Raw genomic sequence first — 19,727 nt, 5'->3', positions numbered from 1 at the left:
CTGAACTGAACAACACTCACTGAGGCGTTTTGGCCGTCGGCAAGAGGTGCTCCTTGAACGGTATCTCAGCGGGTACGCTGATACCGCTGGCAAGCCACTGACTGCTCCACCCGAGAATCAGGTTTTTGGACCAGTCTGCGACCAATAGAAACTTTGGCACGAGCTGTGATTCTTTCCACCACCCGTCCTGCTGTACCGGCCCCAGGCTCAACAGCCCGACCGCCACGACCACCAGCAACACGCCACGCGCTGCGCCGAAGGCCATGCCGAGAAATCGGTCGGTCCCGGATAGCCCGGTGACGCGAACCAACTCGCCGATAAGATAATTGATCATTGCGCCTACGATTAACGTGGCGACAAACATGATGGCACAGCCCGTGATTACACGAGCCGATGGCGTTTCTATGTATCCGGCGAGGTACTCGGACAATGAACCACCGAACATCCAGGCGACGACTCCTGCGATGATCCAGGTCACCAGCGATAATGCTTCTTTGACGAAGCCGCGGCTCAGACTGATCAATGCGGAGATGGCGACTATTGCAACGATCGCCCAATCAACCCAGGTAAATGGCACAGTGCAGCCTACAGACGGATAAGGCGGCGCATTTTAGCAGAGCCCATGCTGATCGGTAAGCTGCGATTGTCAGTGCATTTCAAATCGGGGTGATAGTTTTAACCCTTATCGAAACTGCACTCGCCCCTGTAGCAGCTGGCGAAGCCTGAGTCCGGCTGCTCAGCAGCCGTAAAATCAGGCAATTGGGTCTATTTGGCACACCGTGCAAGCGTGATTGACGGCTGCTTCGCAGCCGGACACAGGCTGCGCCAGTTGCTACAGGGATAAGCGCGTTTTAGCCGCGCTCGGGCTGGAAGCGCACTACAAAACCCTTGAGGTTCTGCTGGCGGCTTAGCAAGTCGCGCAAACGGTCGGCTTCTGCGCGCTCAATGAGCGGCCCGACGAATACCCGGTTCTTGCCGTCCGCTGTGCGGATGTAGGCGTTGTAGCCTTGGCTGCGCAAGGATTTCTGCAGGCTTTCAGCGCTGGCACGGTTCGACAGGCTGGCCAGTTGCACCGACCAACTGACCGACAGGCCATTGGCATCCACGCGACTTTGCGTGGTATCGGGTTTGCCAGGGGCCGCGGTGATTGGCTGGGCAGGCGGCGTGCTTGGCTTGGCCGCCATCGCTGGTACAGGCGCCGGCGCGACGGGTTTGGCAGCAGGTGCAGGCGCGACAGGGGCAGTCGGAGCGATAGGCATCGAAGGCTCTTCCTGCTGGGCGATTTCCTCATCGCTCGGTACCGGCTCTTGCGCAAGCGTCTGCGGCTCGGGCACGACCACGGGCTCGACCTGCACTTGCGGCATCGAAGGTGCTTGCGGTGCGGCGGGCGCCTCAACGGTCACCTGGCGTTGTTCATCCTGACGCGAAAACAGCATCGGCAGGAAAATCACCGCCAGTGCCACTAGAACCAAGGCACCGACCATCCGCTGTTTGTAGGCTTTATCCAGCAATGCCATTTGCCGCTTCCTCCGTGGAGCGCCGGGCCAACCATTCAAGGGCCTCGGCGACACAATAAAATGATCCGAACAACAGAATCTCGTCGTCGCTCGTAGCCAATGCACACTGCCCATCGAGGGCTGCAGCCACGCTGTCATAGGACGTTACCGATGCGCCAAGGTTCTGCAACACCCCGTTCAAATCGGCAACTGGCCGTGACCGGGGCGAATTTAGCGGCGCAACCGCCCAGTGCTGGACACTAGCATTCAACTCGCCCACAACACCATCGAGATCCTTGTCCGCCAGCAATCCGAACACGGCCAGACGCTTGCCTGCCGGTGGCCGACTGGCCAGTCGACGAGCCAGGTACTCGGCCGCATGAGGATTATGCCCCACGTCCAGCAACAGGCTCAGGCGCTTGCCTTGCCAATCGAACTGACGGCGATCAAGACGCCCTACCACCCGCGTAGCCTTCAGGGCATCGACAATCTGTGCGTCCACCCACGGCAGGTCCATCAGCAGATAAGCCTGCAGCGCCAGCGCGGCGTTTTCCATCGGCAGGTCAAGCAATGGCAGATCACGCAGCTCAATCACCTGCCCTTGAGCGTCGACACCGCGCCATTGCCAGTGATGATCGGTCACACCCAGATCAAAATCACGCCCGCGCAGGAAAAACGGACAAGCCAGCTCGCGCGCCTTATCAAGCAAAGGTTGTGGAGGATTCAGATCGCCGCAAAGCGCAGGCGCGCCCTGGCGGAAGATTCCGGCTTTTTCGTACGCCACGGATTCCCGGGTATCACCCAGATAGTCGGCATGATCGACGCCGATGCTGGTGACCAGTGCCATGTCGGCATCCACCACGTTGACTGTATCCAGACGCCCGCCCAGACCGACTTCCAGCACCACCGCGTCAAGCCCGGCCTGTTGAAACAGCCAGAACGCCGCCAGGGTGCCCATTTCGAAGTACGTCAGGGAAGTTTCGCCGCGGCCCGCCTCGACTGCAGCAAAGGCTTCGCACAGTTCGGCGTCGGTTGCTTCAACGCCGTTGACCTGCACCCGCTCGTTATAACGCAGCAGGTGCGGAGAATTGTAGACACCGACGTTCAGGCCTTGCGACCGTAGCAACGAAGCCACGAATGCGCAGGTAGAACCCTTGCCGTTGGTGCCGGTGACCGTAATCACCCGAGGCGCCGGCTTGCCCAGTCCCATGCGGGACGCTACCTGTTGCGAGCGCTCCAGGCCCATGTCGATGGCCGAAGGGTGCAACTGCTCAAGGTAGGCGAGCCACTCGCCAAGGGTACGTTGGGTCATATGTTGGCAGGCACCGGCGGAACCACGATTGGCTCGATAGGTGCGGCGACGAATTTAGGCGTCGGCAGGCCCATCATCTGTGCCAGCAGGTTGCCCAGACGCGGACGCAGCTCCTGACGGTGAATGATCATGTCGATCGCGCCGTGTTCGAGCAGGAATTCGCTGCGCTGGAAGCCTTCCGGCAATTTTTCACGCACGGTCTGTTCGATGACGCGCGGACCGGCAAAGCCGATCAGGGCTTTCGGTTCGCCGACGATCACATCGCCCAGCATCGCCAGACTGGCGGAAACGCCGCCGTAGACAGGGTCAGTCAGTACCGAGATGAACGGAATGCCTTCTTCACGCAGACGCGCCAGCACCGCGGAGGTCTTGGCCATTTGCATCAGGGAGATCAAGGCTTCTTGCATCCGCGCGCCGCCGGAAGCCGCGAAGCAGATCATCGGGCATTTGTTTTCCAGTGCGTAGTTGGCAGCGCGTACAAAGCGCTCACCGACGATGGCACCCATCGAACCGCCCATGAAGGAGAATTCGAAAGCCGACACCACGACCGGCATGCCCAGCAGCGTACCGCTCATGGAGATCAGGGCATCTTTTTCGCCGGTCGCTTTCTGTGCGGCGGTCAGGCGATCCTTGTACTTCTTGCCGTCACGGAATTTCAGACGGTCGACGGGCTCAAGCTCAGCGCCCAGTTCGGCACGGCCTTCAGCGTCGAGGAAAATGTCGATACGGGCGCGGGCGCCGATACGCATGTGGTGATTGCACTTGGGGCAAACGTCCAGGGTCTTTTCCAGCTCCGGACGATACAGCACAGCCTCGCAAGACGGGCATTTGTGCCACAGACCTTCAGGCACCGAGCTCTTCTTGACCTCGGAACGCATGATCGAAGGGATCAGTTTGTCTACTAACCAGTTGCTCATGCTTTCTTTCTCCAGTACCGGCGGCTCGAACACTTTGGTTCGCAGCCCCGCGTATGCCCTTGAGCTAAATTCATATGTGCGGCGATGATCGACTGGGTGGCCGGATCAGCAAACGTGACCTGCGTACCACCCAAAAACCCTCAGCCATGCCTGTGGACGGCGGCAGTGTGCCAGCCGTCACATCAACGTGCCGCGTACTGCCTTGATGAACGCCTGAACCTTTGCGTGATCCTTGATTCCCTTGCTCGCCTCTACCCCGCCACTGACGTCGACCGCGTAAGGCCGGACCCGCGCAATCGCTTCGGCAACGTTGTCCGGTGTCAGGCCACCCGCCAAAATGATCGGTTTGCTCAACCCTTGAGGTATCAGAGACCAGTCGAACGCTTCCCCGGTTCCCCCAGGCACGCCCTCGACGTAGGCATCCAGCAGGATACCGCTGGCACTTGGAAAGGCATCGCAAGCGGCCGCAATGTCGTCACCGGCCTTGACCCGCAGCGCCTTGATATACGGACGGTGCCAGCCTTCACAATCCGCCGCCGTTTCATCACCATGGAACTGCAACAGATCCAGCGGCACGGCGTCGAGCAGTTCGCCCAACTCGCAACGGCTGGCGTTGACGAACAATCCCACGGTGGTCACGAACGGCGGCAGCGCCTTGATAATGTCCCGCGCTTGCTGAAACGTCACGGCACGCGGGCTTTTTGCATAGAAGACGAATCCGATCGCATCTGCCCCGGCCTCTACCGCTGCCAACGCATCTTCTATGCGGGTAATCCCGCAAATCTTGCTGCGAACGGCTGACATGTCGATAGAACCCCAAGGCAAATCCGAGAAAGTCCCGGATGGTAACAAATGCGTTCGAGGGCGTCAGCCGTCAAGTTCGGTGAAACCGGTCAAGAAGTGCGGGCCAATGTAACGCTGCGGCAATTCGAACTCGTCGCGGTATTCAACCTGCACCAGATACAAGCCGAAAGGATGCGCGGTCACCCCGCCAGAACGACGGATCCGGCTCTCCAGCACCTCTTTCATCCACTCCACCGGGCGCTCGCCGGCACCGATGGTCATCAGCACGCCGGCAATGTTGCGCACCATGTGGTGCAGGAACGCGCTGGCACGGATGTCCAGCACGATCATCTTGCCGTGGCGAGTGACTCGCAGGTGATGAAGTTCCTTGATCGGCGACTTGGCCTGGCACTGACCCGCGCGGAAAGCGCTGAAGTCATGGGTACCCACCAGACACTGCGCCGCCTCGGCCATACGGTCGACGTCCAGGGGCCGGTGGTTCCAGGTGATTTCATCGTTCAAGTGCGCCGGACGGATCTGATCGTTGTAGATCACGTAGCGATAGCGCCGGGCAATGGCTTTGAACCGCGCATGAAAATCCGCCGGCATGGCCTTGGCCCAGCTGACACTGATGTCGTGGGGCAAGTTGATGTTGGCCCCCATGACCCAGGCTTTCATCGAGCGCTCGACCTGCGTGTCGAAATGCACCACCTGTCCGCATGCGTGCACGCCGGCGTCAGTGCGACCGGCGCAGAGCAGCGAGACAGGCGAGTCGGCGACTTTCGACAACGCCTTTTCCAGGGTTTCCTGCACGGTGAGCACGCCGGAGGCCTGACGCTGCCAGCCGCGATAACGCGAGCCTTTGTATTCAACGCCCAACGCGATCCGGAAAAAGCCGTCGGCCGCCATTTCGGCGGCAGGATTATCTATATTTGCCAAGGAGTGACAGCCTGCTGATGTACGCAAAGGCGGGCATTATAAGGCGGCGGGACGTGGAAGCCAGTGCAACTGTCGACACGATGTTGAATGTCAGGGCCTCATCGCGGGCAAGCCCGCTCCCACAGGTTTTGTGAACAGCGCAAATCACTGTGGGAGCGGGCTTGGTCTGGGCGGCATTCCGACGATGACCATCCCACCACCACCCTCGCACTCCCGGCAGAAACAAAAACGGCAGCCTCAATGGGCTGCCGTTCTCTTTACGACTTACCGAGCATTCAAGCCAGACGCGACAACATCTCCTTTGCTTCGCTCTTCTGCCCGTCATCACCCTCGGTCACCACCTCGTTAAGGATGTCCCGCGCACCGTCGTTGTCGCCCATGTCGATGTAGGCCTGGGCCAGATCGAGTTTGGTCGCCACTTCGTCGGTACCGGAAAGGAAGTCGAACTCAGGCTCGTCAGCGGCGGAAGCCATGGCGTCTTCCGCTGAAAAGGTCGGCCCGCTGATGTCCTGGGACAGGCGGTCGAGCTCCGCGCTGAAGTCGTCCGGCTTGGCGGACAAATCGTCGGCAGCGACGGGGGCGTCCATTTCGTCCGCCAGCGACAGGTCGAAGTCGGCCGGCAACTCCAGATCGTCCAGTGCTACTTCCGGGACGGTCGGCGCTTCGGCAACCGGCAGATCCTTGGCATCGTCGTCCAGGTTCAGCAGGAAATCATCTTCGGCCAACGTGGCTGGCGACGCTTCACCCCCGAGGTCCATGTCCAGATCAAAATCAGACAGGTCGTCGAGGTTTTCCTTGATGTCAGTCTGCTGCTGCAACACCGACTCAAAGCTCAGGTCATCGTCAGACGGGAATGCGTCCAGCTCTTCCACGGGGTCCGCTTCGGGAGAAACGACGGCCGGAGAAGCGGCTTCCAGATCATCCAGGCTCAAGTCGAAGTCATGATCAAAGTTGTCATCAGCCGGCACCACTGGCGCAGGCGCCTCCGGCTCATCCAGCATCAGGTCCTTGACGTACTGGGCATCCATTTGCGCTGCGATAGCCGCAGCGCCGATACCACCCGCCGCCACGAGCGCCATGGCCGGGAAGCGGCTTTTCAACTGCTCGACCTGAGCGAAGTTGTCGCCGTTGGCAATCAGCTTGCGCTCCTGGGCGACGAACGCATCGCGATCGCCCTGCTGCCCGTAGACTTCCATCAGCTTCAAGCGCAAATCACTGCGTTGCGGTTCCTGCTTGATGCCATCTTCCAGTATCGCGGCGGCCTGATTCAGGCGACCGGCAGCAATGTGCGACTGCGCCCGGCCCAACACATCATCATTGTGTTCGGCGGCTGGCGAGATCAGCGGCGCTGCGATCGGTGGCGTTACGATGACCGGAGCGATCACTGGCGCCGGTGCAGGCACAGGCGCTGGAGTCGGCTCTACAGCCGGCGCGGTGGCGAGCTTCACGCTTGCAGGCGGAACTTCCAGGCCTTCGAAACTGCTTTCCGGCAAATCGTGATCGACCGAGAATTCTTGCTCCTCGGACAATGCGCGAGCCATGCGCAGATGCTTTTCAGCCTCCTGTTGAGCTTTGCGCCGACGGGCCAGCAACAGCAACAGAAGCAGCAGGATGACTGCGCCACCGCCGACCATGCCCAGCAACCATGGATTGGTCAGCAGCTCATTGAATTTCTGATCGTCAGTAGTTTTAACCGGCGTCGGCTCGACAGGCTTCTCGGCAGGTGCCGGCGAGGCCTCGGGTACCACCGCCTCAGGCGCTGGCGTCACCGGTGCTATCGGCGCGACTTCAGCAGGCGTCGCGGCCGCTGGACTGCCTGCCAGTTCCGCCGACATGGCGGGCGCGGCAGCCGCATCCGCTGGAGCGTCTGCAGCGCCCTCAGCCTGCAACTTGGCCAATTGGTTGTTCTTCAGTTCAATCAGGCGTTGCAGCTTGTCCAGCTGACTTTGCAGATCGGTCATGCGGCTTTTCAGTTCGGCGTTGTCACGACGGGTCGTGTCGAGGCTTTCCTGGGTCACCGCCAGCTTGTTGCTCAATTTCTTCGCATCGCCCGCAGCGCCTTTGGCACCGGGCTTGCCCGTCTCGGCCGAGACCAGGCTCAAGTTGTCCTTGGGAGCTTGCGAGGTCGCGCCATCACCGCGAGGACGGTTAGTGGCATCCAGTTGTTGCTGGCCAGCGCCCGCCTTGGGTACATAGCGACGGCCCTGACGCCAGGCGGTGTTCTGTGCGGCGACTTCGGCGATGGCTTTAGGTTGCGGCAGATTGGTGCTTTGCGCCTGATCCGGCAGACGCAGCACCTGACCGGTTTTCAACCGGTTGATGTTGCCATCGATAAAGGCATCCGGGTTAAGTGCCTGGATGGCCAGCATGGTCTGCTGAATCGAACCGCCATTACGCGCCTTCGCAGCGATTTCCCACAAAGTATCGCGCGGCGTGGTGGTGTACTGGGCGGGTTTGGTCGCGCCGGTGACCGGTGCAGCGACAGTTTGCGTCGGTGCAGGCTGAGCAGCCGCGTCAGCGGTCTGCGGCGAGAATTTGGAGGGATCGAGCAACACGCTGTAATCGCGCATCAACCGACCGCTTGGCCACATGACCTGAACCAGGAATTTCACCATCGGTTCGGACAGCGGCTTGCTGGATGTCACACGCAGGATGCTTTTACCGCCGGGGTTGAGCACCGGCGTAAAGGTCAGGTCGTTGAGAAACGCCTGGCGGTCGACACCGGCCTTGGCGAAATCTTCGGGTGAGGCCAGGCTCGGCACCACTTCAGCAGCAGTGAGCTCCTTGACATCAAGAAGCTCGATTTCCGCCACCAGCGGCTGGTTCAGCGTCGACTTCAGGGTCAGCTCCCCGAGCCCGAGGGCATGCGCCACACCGGAGGACAGCGCCGAGGCGGCCGCTATTGCTAACACCAGTTTGCGAACTTGAACCATAGCCTCATCCTTTGTTTGAACATTCCTCGGCCAGCGAGAAGGTGTTGATAGTCGCTGCCGTAAGGCATTGCGCGCGGCGGCGAAGGGTCGTCGCGCGCGATCTTTTCTTTCTTGCCACGCGAAGCCCCGAAGGGTGACTCGCGATCAGCACTTCGGCCAAGCATAGCGCCCGGCCAGATTCAGTCGACAAATTGTTGCCAAGTATCTTTTACGCTAGGTCTTTTATCAACAATTCAGCCACCTGCACAGCATTGAGCGCGGCACCTTTGCGTACGTTATCTGACGTCAGCCAGACATTAAGTTCCGACGGGTCGTCGATTCCCCGGCGGACCCGACCGACGTACACCACATCCTGCCCTACCGCGTCGCCCACCGCTGTCGGGTAATCGCCAGCTTCTACCAGTTCGATGCCTGGTGCGTCTTCGAGGGCCGCGTTGACTTTCGCCAGGTCGACCTCACGCGAAGACTGCAGGGTCACACTAAAGCTATCGCCAAAAAACACCGGCGCTTGAATGCACGTAACGGAAATCTTTAACGAAGGCAGCGCCAACACCTGACGCACTTCGCGAACCAGGCGTTTTTCCAGCAAGGTATGGCCCTGTTCATCCGGCTTGCCGACCTGAGCCAGGAGGTTGAACGCCATCTGCCGATCAAAGAACGTCGGCTCCAGCGGACGCACATTCAGCAGCTCGGCGGTTTGCCGGGCCAGTTCAGTCACGGCTTCACGACCCTGGGCTGATACCGCCAGACTCGCCGTCAAATTGATACGTTGCAGGTCGATGATGCTGAGCAACGGCGCCAGCAGCACGGCCAGGGTGGTGGCCGAAGGACTTGGGCTGCTGACTTGGAAAGGTTGTTTCATTCCGGCGAGGATATCGCCATTGGCCTCAGGCACGACTTGCGGCGCCTGGTCGGCGGGCAACGCGCCGGACAGGTCGATCAGCGAGCAGCCGGCCGCCGTGGCGCGCGAGGCGAAGCTGAGGGTGACCGCGGGACCGGCGGCGAAGAACACCAGCTGGACCTTGCTGAAGTCAAACTCATCGACTTCGCGCACACGTACGTTCTTGCCGCGAAATGGTACCGAATGCCCGGCGGACTCGCTGCTGGCAAGCAGGTGCAGGTTGCCCACCGGGAAGTCGCGCTCTTCGAGAATCTGCACAAGCGTTTCGCCGACAGTACCGGTCGCGCCGATCACGGCAATATCAAGGGTCTGGCTCATGGTTTTACCTCTGGCGAAACGGGGGGAGCGGCACTTTACCGGGTGGGTGGCATGCAAGCAATTGATCGGCGAAACCTTGTAGCAGCTGCCGAAGGCTGCGTTCGGGGACGAAGTCCTCGCTTAGGGGATCCCTCAATCGTTCAAAAGAACCCAGCGTTCAGTTTCTACGACTGCTTCGCAGCCGAACGCAGGCTTCGCCAGCTGCTACAGGGGTTAATCGGCGCGTAAAAAAACCCGCACCTCTTTCAAGGCACGGGTTCTTTCATTGCATCAATCGATCAACGCTCAAGCAGAATCCGCAGCATGCGACGCAGCGGTTCGGCCGCGCCCCACAACAGCTGGTCGCCGACGGTGAAGGCACCGACGAATTGCGAACCCATGTTCAGCTTGCGCAGACGGCCAACCGGTACATTCAAGGTGCCGGTGACCTTTGTCGGGCTCAGCTCCTGCATGCTCATCTCACGGTTGTTCGGCACCAGCTTGACCCATGGGTTGTGCTGGCTGATCAGCCCTTCGATGTCGGCGATCGGCACGTCTTTGTTCAGCTTGATGGTCAGCGCCTGGCTGTGGCAACGCATGGCGCCGATGCGCACGCAGATACCGTCGACCGGAATCGGGTTCTTGAAACGACCCAGTATCTTGTTGGTCTCGGCCTGAGCCTTCCACTCTTCGCGGCTCTGACCGTTCGGCAGTTCCTTGTCGATCCACGGGATCAGGCTGCCGGCCAACGGAACACCGAAGTTTTCGGTCGGGTACGCGTCGCTGCGCATGGCTTCGGCCACACGACGGTCGATGTCGAGGATCGCGCTGGCAGGATCCGCCAATTGATCGGCGACAGCGCCGTGGGTCACGCCCATTTGCTTGATCAGCTCACGCATGTGCTGCGCGCCGCCACCGGAGGCCGCCTGATACGTCATGGCGCTCATCCACTCCACCAGACCGGCTTCGAACAGACCGCCAAGGCCCATCAACATCAGGCTGACGGTGCAGTTGCCGCCGATGTAGTTCTTGGTGCCCGCATCGAGCTGCTGGTCGATAACCTTGCGGTTTACCGGGTCCAGCACGATCACCGCGTCATCCTGCATGCGCAGGCTGGAAGCGGCGTCGATCCAGTAACCCTGCCAGCCAGCTTCGCGCAGTTTCGGGAAGACTTCGCTGGTGTAGTCGCCACCCTGGCAGGTCAGGATCACGTCGAGGGTCTTCAGCTCTTCAATGCTGTAAGCGTCCTTGAGCGGCGCAATATCCTTGCCCACGGACGGGCCTTGGCCACCGACATTGGAAGTGGTGAAAAACACCGGCTCAATAAGATCGAAATCCTGCTCTTCCAGCATCCGCTGCATGAGCACGGAACCGACCATACCGCGCCAACCGATCAGACCTACACGTTTCATCGCAACTACACCTTCTTTAAAAAGTGGGCCGCTGCTTTCGACGTTGAAAGTGGCAGCGGGCCCGAGAGATTACAGATTCCGCAGCGCGGCGACTACTGCGTCGCCCATTTCCTGCGTACCGACCTTAGTGCAACCCGTCGACCAGATGTCACCGGTACGCAGGCCTTGATCCAGAACCAGGCTCACGGCTTGCTCGATGGCATCAGCGGCAGCCTGTTGGTTGAAGCTGTAACGCAGCATCATCGACACCGACAAAATGGTCGCCAACGGGTTGGCAATGCCTTTGCCTGCGATGTCCGGCGCCGAACCGTGGCACGGCTCGTACATGCCCTTGTTGTTGGTGTCCAGGGACGCCGACGGCAGCATGCCAATGGACCCGGTCAACATGGAAGCCTGGTCAGACAGGATGTCGCCGAACAGGTTGTCGGTCACGATCACGTCGAACTGCTTGGGTGCGCGCACCAGTTGCATCGCGGCGTTGTCGACGTACATGTGGCTCAGTTCGACTTGCGGGTAATCCTTGGCCACTTCTTCGACGATTTCACGCCACAGTTGGCTGGACGCCAGCACGTTGGCCTTGTCCACCGAGCACAGCTTCTTGCCGCGCACCATGGCCATGTCGAAACCGACACGGGCGATACGGCGGATTTCGCTTTCGCTGTAAGGCAGCGTGTCGTAAGACTGACGCTCGCCGTTTTCCAGGGTACGTGTACCGCGCGGCGCGCCGAAGTAGATGCCGCCGGTCAGCTCGCGAACGATCAGGATATCCAGACCGGAAACGATTTCCGGCTTCAAGCTGGAGGCGTCGGCCAGTTGCGGGTAGAGGATCGCCGGACGCAGGTTGCCGAACAGGCCTAATTGCGCACGGATTTTCAGCAGACCGCGCTCTGGACGGATGTCACGCTCGATGGTGTCCCATTTCGGGCCGCCCACGGCGCCCAGCAACACAGCGTCAGCCGCGCGGGCACGCTCCAGGGTTTCGTCGGCCAGCGGCACGCCGTGTTTGTCGATGGCCGCGCCGCCGATCACGTCGTGGCTGAATTCAAAGCCCAGGCTGTACTTGTCGTTAGCCAGCTCCAGCACCTTGACCGCTTCGGCCATGATTTCCGGGCCAATACCGTCACCTGGGAGAATCAGAATCTGCTTGCTCATGCTTTCCTCATGTCATCAGTCGGTGCACCCCTTGGGCGCACCCGGAAAAATTCTATCGTCCGGCGGCTATCGTTCAGTGCTTAGCGTTCTGCAAACAGAACCAGCACATCGGTACTGAACGAACCATCGGCCTCAATCTCAAAATATTCGCGCACTTCGTTGCCCATCGACTGCTGCAACTCGCGGATCGCCGCGCGCATCACCTGTGGCGTGCGCATGCGTTCGACCCAGGAGTTGTATTCCAGGCGCAGACGTTGACGGGTGGTGCTGCGGGTATGCAACCCCGCCTCACTGACCTGACGCAACCACTCACCGGCGCAATAGTCGCGCACATGGCTGGTGTCGCGCAGTACTTCGACGCTTTGCAGGTAAGTGTCGAACAGCGGGCTACCTGGTGACAACACATCGATGAACGCTGCCACGCCACCCGGCTTCAGTACCCGACGGACTTCGCGCAACGCCAACCCCAGATCGCTCCAATGGTGCGCGGAGTAGCGACTGAAGACGAAGTCGAATTCACCGTCGGCGAACGGCAGGCGTTCCGCAGCGCCAAGGACCGTCGACACGTTGCTCAAGCCCCGGTCAGCAGCAGCACCGGCCACCACGTCGAGCATCTGCTGCGACAGGTCATAAGCCACCACGTCCTTGACCAGCGAGGCGACGTGAAAACTCACGTGACCGGCGCCGCAACCCACGTCCAGCACCCGTGCATCGCCCTGCCCTGCCAGTTCGGCCTGTAGCAGCGCGAATTCGGTGCCTTGAGCGTGTACGGCGCTGCTCAAGTAGGCGGAGGCCTGTTCACCGAATTGCTTTTGTACAACCTGACTGTGGGCGGTGCTGGTCATGGGGATTTCCTTTTGGGTTTAAGCCTTGTGTTGCCTGGTCGGGCCTCATCGCTGGCAAGCCAGCTCCCACAGGGTTTTTTGAACCCCGCAAATCCAATGTGGGAGACAGCCTGCTGGCGATGGCGTCATCACGCCTTACGCAAATTTACGCGTCACGAAACAACCAAGGCTGACTCGCCCGGTGCTTGCCTTCAAACGTCGCAATCGCCTCGTGGTCCTGCAACGTCAGGCCAATGTCATCCAGACCATTCACCAGGCAATGCTTGCGGAATTCATCCAGCTCAAAGCTGTAGACCTTGCCATCCGGCCGGGTCACGGTCTGGGCTTGCAGGTCGACCGTCAACTCGTAGCCAGGATTCGCTTCAACCTGCTGGAACAGCTCATCAACCTCAGCGTCACTCAAGATGATCGGCAGCAAGCCGTTCTTGAAACTGTTGTTGTAGAAGATGTCGGCATAGCTCGGCGCGATGATGCTACGGAAACCGTATTCTTCCAGGGCCCACGGCGCGTGTTCACGGCTGGAACCACAACCGAAGTTCTCACGGGCCAGCAACACACTGGCGCCCTGATAACGCTCGGCGTTGAGCACGAAATCCTTGTTCAGCGGACGCTTGGAGTTGTCCTGGTAGGCGTAGCCCACGTCCAGATAGCGCCACTCGTCAAACAGATTCGGACCAAAACCGGTGCGCTTGATCGACTTCAGAAACTGCTTCGGAATGATCTGGTCGGTGTCGACGTTGGCCCGGTCCAATGGCGCGACCAAACCGGTGTGTTGGGTAAAAGCTCTCATGTGCGGTTCCTCAGATCAGTTCGCGAACGTCGATGAAACGACCGTTGACGGCAGCCGCCGCGGCCATGGCCGGACTCACCAGGTGCGTACGGCCACCGGCGCCCTGACGGCCTTCGAAGTTGCGGTTGGAGGTCGAGGCGCAATGCTCGCCCGACTCCAAACGGTCCGGGTTCATCGCCAGGCACATCGAGCAACCCGGCTCACGCCATTCAAAACCGGCTTCGAGGAAAATCTTGTCCAGACCTTCAGCCTCGGCTTGGGCCTTCACCAGGCCCGAGCCCGGCACGACGATAGCCTGCTTGATGGTCGAAGCGACTTTGCGGCCCTTGGCAATCACGGCAGCAGCACGCAGGTCTTCAATTCGCGAGTTGGTGCACGAACCAATGAATACGCGGTCCAGCTGAATATCGGTGATCGCCTGATTGGCGCTCAAACCCATGTACTTCAAGGCGCGTTCGATGGAACCGCGTTTGACCAGGTCCATTTCCTTGGCCGGGTCCGGCACGTTCTGATCAACGGCCAGGACCATCTCTGGCGAGGTGCCCCAGCTGACTTGCGGCTTGATCTGGGTCGCGTCGAGTTCAACCACGGTATCGAACTTGGCATCAGCGTCGGACACCAGGTCTTTCCAGGCTTCGACCGCCATGTCCCATTCCGCGCCTTTCGGGGCGAATGGACGGCCTTTGACGTACTCCACGGTTTTTTCGTCCGCAGCGACCAGACCTACCCGAGCGCCGGCCTCGATGGACATGTTGCAGATGGTCATGCGGCCTTCGATCGACAGATCACGAATCGCGCTACCGGCGAACTCGATCGCATGACCATTACCGCCAGCGGTGCCGATCTTGCCGATTACCGCGAGCACGATGTCTTTGGCGGTGACGCCGAACGGCAATTGGCCTTCGACGGACACCAACATGTTTTTCATTTTCTTGGCGACCAGGCACTGCGTGGCGAACACATGCTCGACCTCGGAAGTGCCGATGCCGTGTGCCAACGCGCCAAACGCGCCGTGGGTCGAGGTGTGCGAGTCGCCGCAGACGACAGTCATGCCCGGCAAGGTCGCGCCCTGTTCCGGGCCGATCACGTGAACAATCCCCTGACGCACGTCATTCATTTTGAATTCAGTGATGCCATATTCGTCGCAATAGTCGTCGAGGGTCTGAACCTGCAAACGCGAGACCTGGTCGGTGATTGCTTCGATCCCGCCCTTGCGATCCGGGGTAGTCGGCACGTTGTGGTCCGGGGTGGCGATGATCGAGTCAACGCGCCAAGGCTTGCGCCCGGCCAGGCGCAGGCCTTCGAAAGCTTGGGGCGAAGTCACTTCATGGATGATGTGGCGGTCGATATAGATCAGCGACGACCCATCGTCGCGCCGTTTCACTTCATGGGAATCCCAAAGCTTGTCGTAAAGCGTTTTGCCGGCCATCAGACGGTCCTCATCAGCTTGTTTCTATGCCCTGGGCTTTTTCAATAACCCCTTGGCTTGTGAGGTCGATCCTAGGGGGTTACATTAAATAACTCAAATTCATATTTTTTATGCTTTGGATAACCAACTGGAATACTGCAATGGACCTCGCCAACCTCAATGCTTTTATCGCGATTGCCGAGACCGGCAGCTTCTCTGGCGCAGGCGAACGGTTACACCTGACCCAGCCTGCGATCAGTAAACGCATCGCCGGTCTGGAGCAGCAATTGAAGGTACGCCTGTTCGATCGCCTGGGCCGTGAAGTCGGTCTGACCGAGGCTGGTCGCGCCCTGCTGCCGCGGGCTTATCAGATCCTCAATGTGCTCGACGATACCCGCCGCGCCCTGACCAACCTGACCGGCGAAGTCACGGGCCGCCTGACCCTGGCCACCAGTCACCACATCGGCCTGCACCGATTGCCGCCCTTATTAAGGGAGTTCACACGACGCTACCCCCAGGTCGCGCTGGATATTCAGTTCCTCGATTCGGAAGTAGCCTACGAAGAAATCCTCCACGGTCGCGCCGAACTGGCGGTCATCACCCTCGCACCAGAGCCCCACTCGCTGGTTAAGGCCACACCAGTGTGGGACGACCCGCTGGACTTTGTGGTCGCGCCGGAACATTCACTCATCAGCAACGGTGCCGTCAGCCTGGCGGACATTGCCCTGCATCCGGCCGTGTTCCCCGGCGGCAACACCTTTACCCACCACATCGTCCAGCGTCTGTTTGAAGCGCAGGGCCTGACGCCAAACATCGCCATGAGCACCAATTACCTGGAAACCATCAAGATGATGGTCTCGATTGGCCTGGCCTGGAGTGTATTGCCACGCACCATGCTCGATGATCAAGTGGCGCGTATACCTTTGCCGGGCATACAGCTCACTCGCCAGCTAGGCTATATCGTGCACACCGAACGGACGCTGTCGAATGCGGCACGGGCCTTTATGGCCTTGCTGGATGCACAAATCGATCGGCCAGGGACTCATGGCTAACGTGTGCTACGCCTATAGAGCCGCGAGACCCTGCGCCTAACGCCCACTCAGCTTAAGGCTTGCCAATGCCGAAATCTGTTGACCGAATTCCGCCAATGCCGCGTATTCAGGCGCTTGACCCAAAACAGTCAGAGCAGAGCTGGGAAAGCGCACCGCAATTGCTGGCCGCCCTTAACGGTGCACGCCTGGGCGCCTGGTATTGGGATATCGAGCGCGGGCAGATCAGCTGGTCACGGGGCACTCAAGCGCTGTTCGGCTTCGACCCGCACGCGCCATTGCCCGCCGATCTGGAATACCTCGACCTGCTGCCGCCAGAAGATCGGGCGAAGACCGTCCGCGCCTTTAACGCAGTGATCGCCGGCGCACCGCTGGCACAGGCGATGCACCACCGTATTCGCTGGCCCGATGGCAGCCTGCATTGGCTCGAAATCAATGGCAGCCTGCTGCCAGACAAGGATGGGCACCCACGCATGATCGGCGTAATCCGCGAAATCACCCATCAGCGCCAGCGCGAACAAGCCCTGACCAGCTCGGAGAAGCGCTTCGCAACGCTGTTTCACCTGTGCCCGAACATGGTGCTGCTGACTCGTCAGGAAGATGGCCTGATCACCGAGGCCAACCAGTATTTCGAGAGCCTGTTCGGCTGGCCCGTGCAGGATGCCATTGGCCGCACCACCCTCGAGCTTGGCTTGTGGGTGCACCCGGAACATCGCGAGCACCTGGTCAAAGCCACCAAGGCCAAAGGCGAGCTGGTCAGCATGGAAGTGCAGTTTCGCGCCAGCAACGGGCAAATCCACGACGGCATCCTCAGCGCACAAAAGGTCGAGCTCGAAGGCCAACCGTATCTGCTGAGCACCTTCCTCGACACGACTGAACGCAAGGCCGCCGAGCATGCCCTGAAAGACAGTCAGGAGCGTCTGGACCTGGCGCTGGATTCTGCGCAACTCGGCACCTGGGACTGGCACATTCCCAGCGGCATGCTTTACGGCTCGGCGCGCGCTGCGCAATTGCACGGAATGGAAGCCAAACCCGTCCATGAATCCTTCGACGAGTTTTTCGAGGGTGTGCCCGGTGAAGAGCGCGACACCATGCGTGACGCCTACCGCAGCTTGCGCGAAGGTCCCGCCGGCAATTATCAGCTGACCTATCGAGTGCAATTGGCGGACGGCACTTCGCGGTATCTGGAGAGCCGCGCCCGCCTCTATCGCGATGAAAATGGCACGCCCTTGCGCATGGCTGGCACCCTGCTGGATATCACCGAACAGGTGGAGCGCGAACAGCAGTTGATTGCCTCGGAAGAAAAGTTCGCCACGCTGTTCCAGGTCAGCCCGGATCCGATTTGTGTCACTCATCAGGACAGTGGCCAATTCATCGAAATCAACTCCAGCTTTACCCAGACGTTCGGCTGGAGCGCCGCCGATGTGATCGGTCGAAGCGCCGATGAAATCGGCCTGTGGGACGCCTCGTCCAAAAGCCTGCAGCGGATCGAACAGGTCATCCGTGAACAGGGATTGAGCAACGTGGCGATCCACGTCCAACACAAGAACGGGCAGTCGTTGACCTGCGTGATCTCCAGTCGCCAGATCAGCGTCGGCGACCAGCCGTGCATCGTCACCAACCTGCGTGACATCACGCAACAGCAGCGCTCCGAAGCGGCACTCAAGGCCAGCGAAGAGAAGTTCGCCAAGGCGTTTCACTCCAGCCCCGACGCCATCACCATCACCGAGCGCGACACCGGACGCTATCTGGAGGTCAATGACGGGTTCTGCCGACTCACCGGTTACCGCGCCGATGAAGTCATCGGGCGGACGGTGTACCAGGTGGGCATTTGGGCCGAAGAAAAACAACGGTCCTCGCTGCTGGCCGAGTTACAGCTCAAAGGCCGGGTTCACCACCAGGAAATGCTCGGGCGCAACAAACGGGGCGAATTGCTGACCGTCGAAGTTTCGGTAGAACCGATCACCCTTAACGAAACCGCGTGCCTGCTGTTGACCGCGCGTGACGTCAGTCTGCTGAAGAACGCCGAAGCGCAGATCCGTCACCTGGCCTATCACGATCCACTGACCAATTTGCCCAACCGCGCACTGCTGATGGATCGCCTCAGCCAACAGATCGCCCTGCTCAAGCGCCACAACCTGCGAGGCGCGCTGCTCTTTCTCGATCTCGATCACTTCAAGCACATCAACGACTCGCTCGGCCATCCGGTCGGCGATACGGTGCTGAAAATCATCACCGCGCGCCTTGAAGCCAGCGTGCGCATGGAAGACACGGTCGCGCGCCTGGGCGGCGATGAATTTGTCGTGCTGCTGAGCGGCCTGGAAGGCTCGCGCAACGAAGTCAGTGCCCAGGTGCGCGAGTTGGCAGACACCTTGCGCGAACTGCTGTCGGAACCGATGTTCCTCGACGGCCAGCGCCTGCAAGTGACGCCGAGTATCGGTATCGCCTTGATTCCCGATCATGGCTCGACGCCAACCGACCTGCTCAAACGCGCGGACATCGCGCTGTATCGGGCCAAGGATTCAGGCCGCAACACCACGCAGATGTACCACAACACCATGCAGAAGGCCGCGAGCGAACGTCTGCGCATGGAAACCGACCTGCGCCTGGCACTTTCAAGGGGCGAGTTTCGCGTGCACTACCAACCCCAGGTGGACGCCAGGGATAACCGCATCGTCGGCGCGGAAGCGCTGGTGCGCTGGAATCACCCGGAACTCGGCGCGCAATCGCCCACCGAGTTCATCAAGGTGCTCGAAGACAGCGGACTGATTCTCGAGGTCGGCGCCTGGATCGTCGACGAGGCCTGCGACGCCTTTAAGCAATTGATGGCCCAGGGTCTGATCGATCCGCTCAATTTCAGCCTGTGCGTGAACATCAGCCCACGACAGTTTCGCCAGAATGACTTCGTCGAGCGCATCGAACACAGCCTCAGCAGTCATGGGCTGCCCTGCTCACTGCTGAAACTGGAAATCACCGAAGGCATCGTCATCCAGAACCTGGAAGACACCATCAACAAAATGCGCCGCCTGAAAAAACTCGGCGTGAGTTTCGCGATGGATGACTTTGGCACCGGCTATTCCTCTTTGACCTACCTCAAGCGCCTGCCGGTCGACACCCTGAAAATCGACCAGTCATTCATCCGCGACGCAACCAACGACCCCAACGACGCCGAAATCATCCGCGCCATTGTCGCCATGGCCCGAAGCCTGGAGTTGAAGGTGATTGCCGAAGGGGTTGAGACAGCGGAGCAATTGGAGTTTTTGCAGGGGCTGGGCTGTCATTTTTATCAGGGGTATTTGCACAGTCGGCCGTTGCCGGTGGAGGAGTTTCAGTTGTTGTTGAGTACAGTGGGAACGTAATGGTCCCCTCCCTTGAGGGCTAGGCTCGATCCAAGAACATTCCTACGTCAAACAACGAAATGTCTGATTTATTGGACGGCATCTCCTAGCCTAGCGTGTTCAGCTCGTAGAAAAACAAGGACACATTCAGCCTG

General features: G+C 60.0%; 15 protein-coding genes. 2 read left to right on the top strand and 13 right to left on the bottom strand.

Annotated elements, in window-relative coordinates:
- Nucleotides 1-16: 16 nt before the first annotated feature.
- The 13 genes from GBC55_RS07425 to leuC all read right to left on the bottom strand — a co-directional run bounded on the left by GBC55_RS07425 (nucleotide 17) and on the right by leuC (nucleotide 15,206).
- The gene (locus GBC55_RS07425; RefSeq protein WP_162437750.1) at nucleotides 17-577 is read right to left on the bottom strand and encodes a CvpA family protein; all 561 of its coding nucleotides are present in this window, start codon (nucleotides 575-577) and stop codon (nucleotides 17-19) included.
- A 274-nt stretch (nucleotides 578-851) separates the two neighbouring features.
- Complete coding sequence (locus GBC55_RS07420; protein ID WP_162437751.1) at nucleotides 852-1,517, bottom strand: SPOR domain-containing protein; 666 nt, start codon at nucleotides 1,515-1,517, stop codon at nucleotides 852-854.
- Nucleotides 1,501-2,808, bottom strand: a complete 1,308-nt coding sequence (gene folC / locus GBC55_RS07415; protein WP_162437752.1) for a bifunctional tetrahydrofolate synthase/dihydrofolate synthase — start codon at nucleotides 2,806-2,808, stop codon at nucleotides 1,501-1,503. The genes GBC55_RS07420 and folC overlap by 17 nt, the downstream gene beginning before the upstream one ends.
- Nucleotides 2,805-3,725, bottom strand: a complete 921-nt coding sequence (gene accD / locus GBC55_RS07410) for an acetyl-CoA carboxylase, carboxyltransferase subunit beta (RefSeq protein ID WP_162437753.1) — start codon at nucleotides 3,723-3,725, stop codon at nucleotides 2,805-2,807. Before accD ends, folC begins: the two co-directional genes overlap by 4 nt.
- A gap of 177 nt (nucleotides 3,726-3,902) precedes the next feature.
- A complete protein-coding gene (locus GBC55_RS07405; RefSeq protein ID WP_162437754.1) occupies nucleotides 3,903-4,529 on the bottom strand; it encodes a phosphoribosylanthranilate isomerase in 627 nt (208 codons plus the stop codon).
- Nucleotides 4,530-4,592: 63 nt separating this feature from the next.
- A complete protein-coding gene (gene truA, locus GBC55_RS07400) occupies nucleotides 4,593-5,417 on the bottom strand; it encodes a tRNA pseudouridine(38-40) synthase TruA (protein ID WP_162437759.1) in 825 nt (274 codons plus the stop codon).
- A gap of 305 nt (nucleotides 5,418-5,722) precedes the next feature.
- On the bottom strand, nucleotides 5,723-8,380 hold the full coding sequence (locus tag GBC55_RS07395; RefSeq protein ID WP_247266875.1) for a FimV/HubP family polar landmark protein: 2,658 nt from the start codon (nucleotides 8,378-8,380) through the stop codon (nucleotides 5,723-5,725).
- Nucleotides 8,381-8,588: 208 nt separating this feature from the next.
- Complete coding sequence (locus tag GBC55_RS07390; protein WP_162439718.1) at nucleotides 8,589-9,599, bottom strand: aspartate-semialdehyde dehydrogenase; 1,011 nt, start codon at nucleotides 9,597-9,599, stop codon at nucleotides 8,589-8,591.
- Nucleotides 9,600-9,877: 278 nt separating this feature from the next.
- Nucleotides 9,878-10,990: an aspartate-semialdehyde dehydrogenase gene (gene asd / locus GBC55_RS07385; RefSeq protein WP_162439719.1), complete on the bottom strand. Its 1,113-nt coding sequence runs from the start codon at nucleotides 10,988-10,990 to the stop codon at nucleotides 9,878-9,880.
- Between the two features lie 69 nt (nucleotides 10,991-11,059).
- The gene (leuB, locus tag GBC55_RS07380; RefSeq protein ID WP_162439720.1) at nucleotides 11,060-12,142 is read right to left on the bottom strand and encodes a 3-isopropylmalate dehydrogenase; all 1,083 of its coding nucleotides are present in this window, start codon (nucleotides 12,140-12,142) and stop codon (nucleotides 11,060-11,062) included.
- Between the two features lie 80 nt (nucleotides 12,143-12,222).
- Nucleotides 12,223-12,987 (bottom strand): class I SAM-dependent methyltransferase, encoded by a 765-nt coding sequence (locus GBC55_RS07375; RefSeq protein ID WP_162439721.1) that lies wholly within the window; start codon nucleotides 12,985-12,987, stop codon nucleotides 12,223-12,225.
- Nucleotides 12,988-13,132: 145 nt separating this feature from the next.
- Nucleotides 13,133-13,777: a 3-isopropylmalate dehydratase small subunit gene (gene leuD, locus GBC55_RS07370; protein ID WP_162439722.1), complete on the bottom strand. Its 645-nt coding sequence runs from the start codon at nucleotides 13,775-13,777 to the stop codon at nucleotides 13,133-13,135.
- A 10-nt stretch (nucleotides 13,778-13,787) separates the two neighbouring features.
- The gene (leuC, locus tag GBC55_RS07365; protein ID WP_162439723.1) at nucleotides 13,788-15,206 is read right to left on the bottom strand and encodes a 3-isopropylmalate dehydratase large subunit; all 1,419 of its coding nucleotides are present in this window, start codon (nucleotides 15,204-15,206) and stop codon (nucleotides 13,788-13,790) included.
- Between the two features lie 140 nt (nucleotides 15,207-15,346).
- Between leuC and GBC55_RS07360 the strand changes: the two genes are divergently transcribed.
- Both GBC55_RS07360 and GBC55_RS07355 read left to right on the top strand, forming a co-directional pair.
- On the top strand, nucleotides 15,347-16,237 hold the full coding sequence (locus tag GBC55_RS07360) for a LysR family transcriptional regulator (protein WP_162439724.1): 891 nt from the start codon (nucleotides 15,347-15,349) through the stop codon (nucleotides 16,235-16,237).
- Between the two features lie 65 nt (nucleotides 16,238-16,302).
- Nucleotides 16,303-19,593 carry a PAS domain S-box protein gene (locus GBC55_RS07355; RefSeq protein ID WP_162439725.1) on the top strand — a complete coding sequence of 1,097 codons (3,291 nt, stop codon included), beginning with the start codon at nucleotides 16,303-16,305 and terminating at the stop codon, nucleotides 19,591-19,593.
- Nucleotides 19,594-19,727 lie beyond the last annotated feature (134 nt).

The organism is Pseudomonas sp. TNT3, from assembly GCF_010095445.2.
Lineage (GTDB): Bacteria > Pseudomonadota > Gammaproteobacteria > Pseudomonadales > Pseudomonadaceae > Aquipseudomonas.
The sequence above is the reverse complement of the archived record's forward strand: the minus strand, read 5'-3'. Positions and strand labels throughout refer to the sequence as shown.

Excerpts from the sequence above, each read along its gene's own strand:
- GBC55_RS07375 (WP_162439721.1), bottom strand. The coding sequence starts at position 12,987 with ATGACCAGCACCGCCCACAGTCAGGTTGTACAAAAGCAATTCGGTGAA.
- leuB (WP_162439720.1), bottom strand. The coding sequence starts at position 12,142 with ATGAGCAAGCAGATTCTGATTCTCCCAGGTGACGGTATTGGCCCGGAA.
- truA (WP_162437759.1), bottom strand. The coding sequence starts at position 5,417 with ATGGCGGCCGACGGCTTTTTCCGGATCGCGTTGGGCGTTGAATACAAA.
- GBC55_RS07395 (WP_247266875.1), bottom strand. The coding sequence starts at position 8,380 with ATGGTTCAAGTTCGCAAACTGGTGTTAGCAATAGCGGCCGCCTCGGCG.
- leuD (WP_162439722.1), bottom strand. The coding sequence starts at position 13,777 with ATGAGAGCTTTTACCCAACACACCGGTTTGGTCGCGCCATTGGACCGG.
- accD (WP_162437753.1), bottom strand. The coding sequence starts at position 3,725 with ATGAGCAACTGGTTAGTAGACAAACTGATCCCTTCGATCATGCGTTCC.
- asd (WP_162439719.1), bottom strand. The coding sequence starts at position 10,990 with ATGAAACGTGTAGGTCTGATCGGTTGGCGCGGTATGGTCGGTTCCGTG.
- GBC55_RS07405 (WP_162437754.1), bottom strand. The coding sequence starts at position 4,529 with ATGTCAGCCGTTCGCAGCAAGATTTGCGGGATTACCCGCATAGAAGAT.
- leuC (WP_162439723.1), bottom strand. The coding sequence starts at position 15,206 with ATGGCCGGCAAAACGCTTTACGACAAGCTTTGGGATTCCCATGAAGTG.
- GBC55_RS07355 (WP_162439725.1), top strand. The coding sequence starts at position 16,303 with ATGCCGAAATCTGTTGACCGAATTCCGCCAATGCCGCGTATTCAGGCG.
- GBC55_RS07360 (WP_162439724.1), top strand. The coding sequence starts at position 15,347 with ATGGACCTCGCCAACCTCAATGCTTTTATCGCGATTGCCGAGACCGGC.
- GBC55_RS07420 (WP_162437751.1), bottom strand. The coding sequence starts at position 1,517 with ATGGCATTGCTGGATAAAGCCTACAAACAGCGGATGGTCGGTGCCTTG.
- folC (WP_162437752.1), bottom strand. The coding sequence starts at position 2,808 with ATGACCCAACGTACCCTTGGCGAGTGGCTCGCCTACCTTGAGCAGTTG.
- GBC55_RS07390 (WP_162439718.1), bottom strand. The coding sequence starts at position 9,599 with ATGAGCCAGACCCTTGATATTGCCGTGATCGGCGCGACCGGTACTGTC.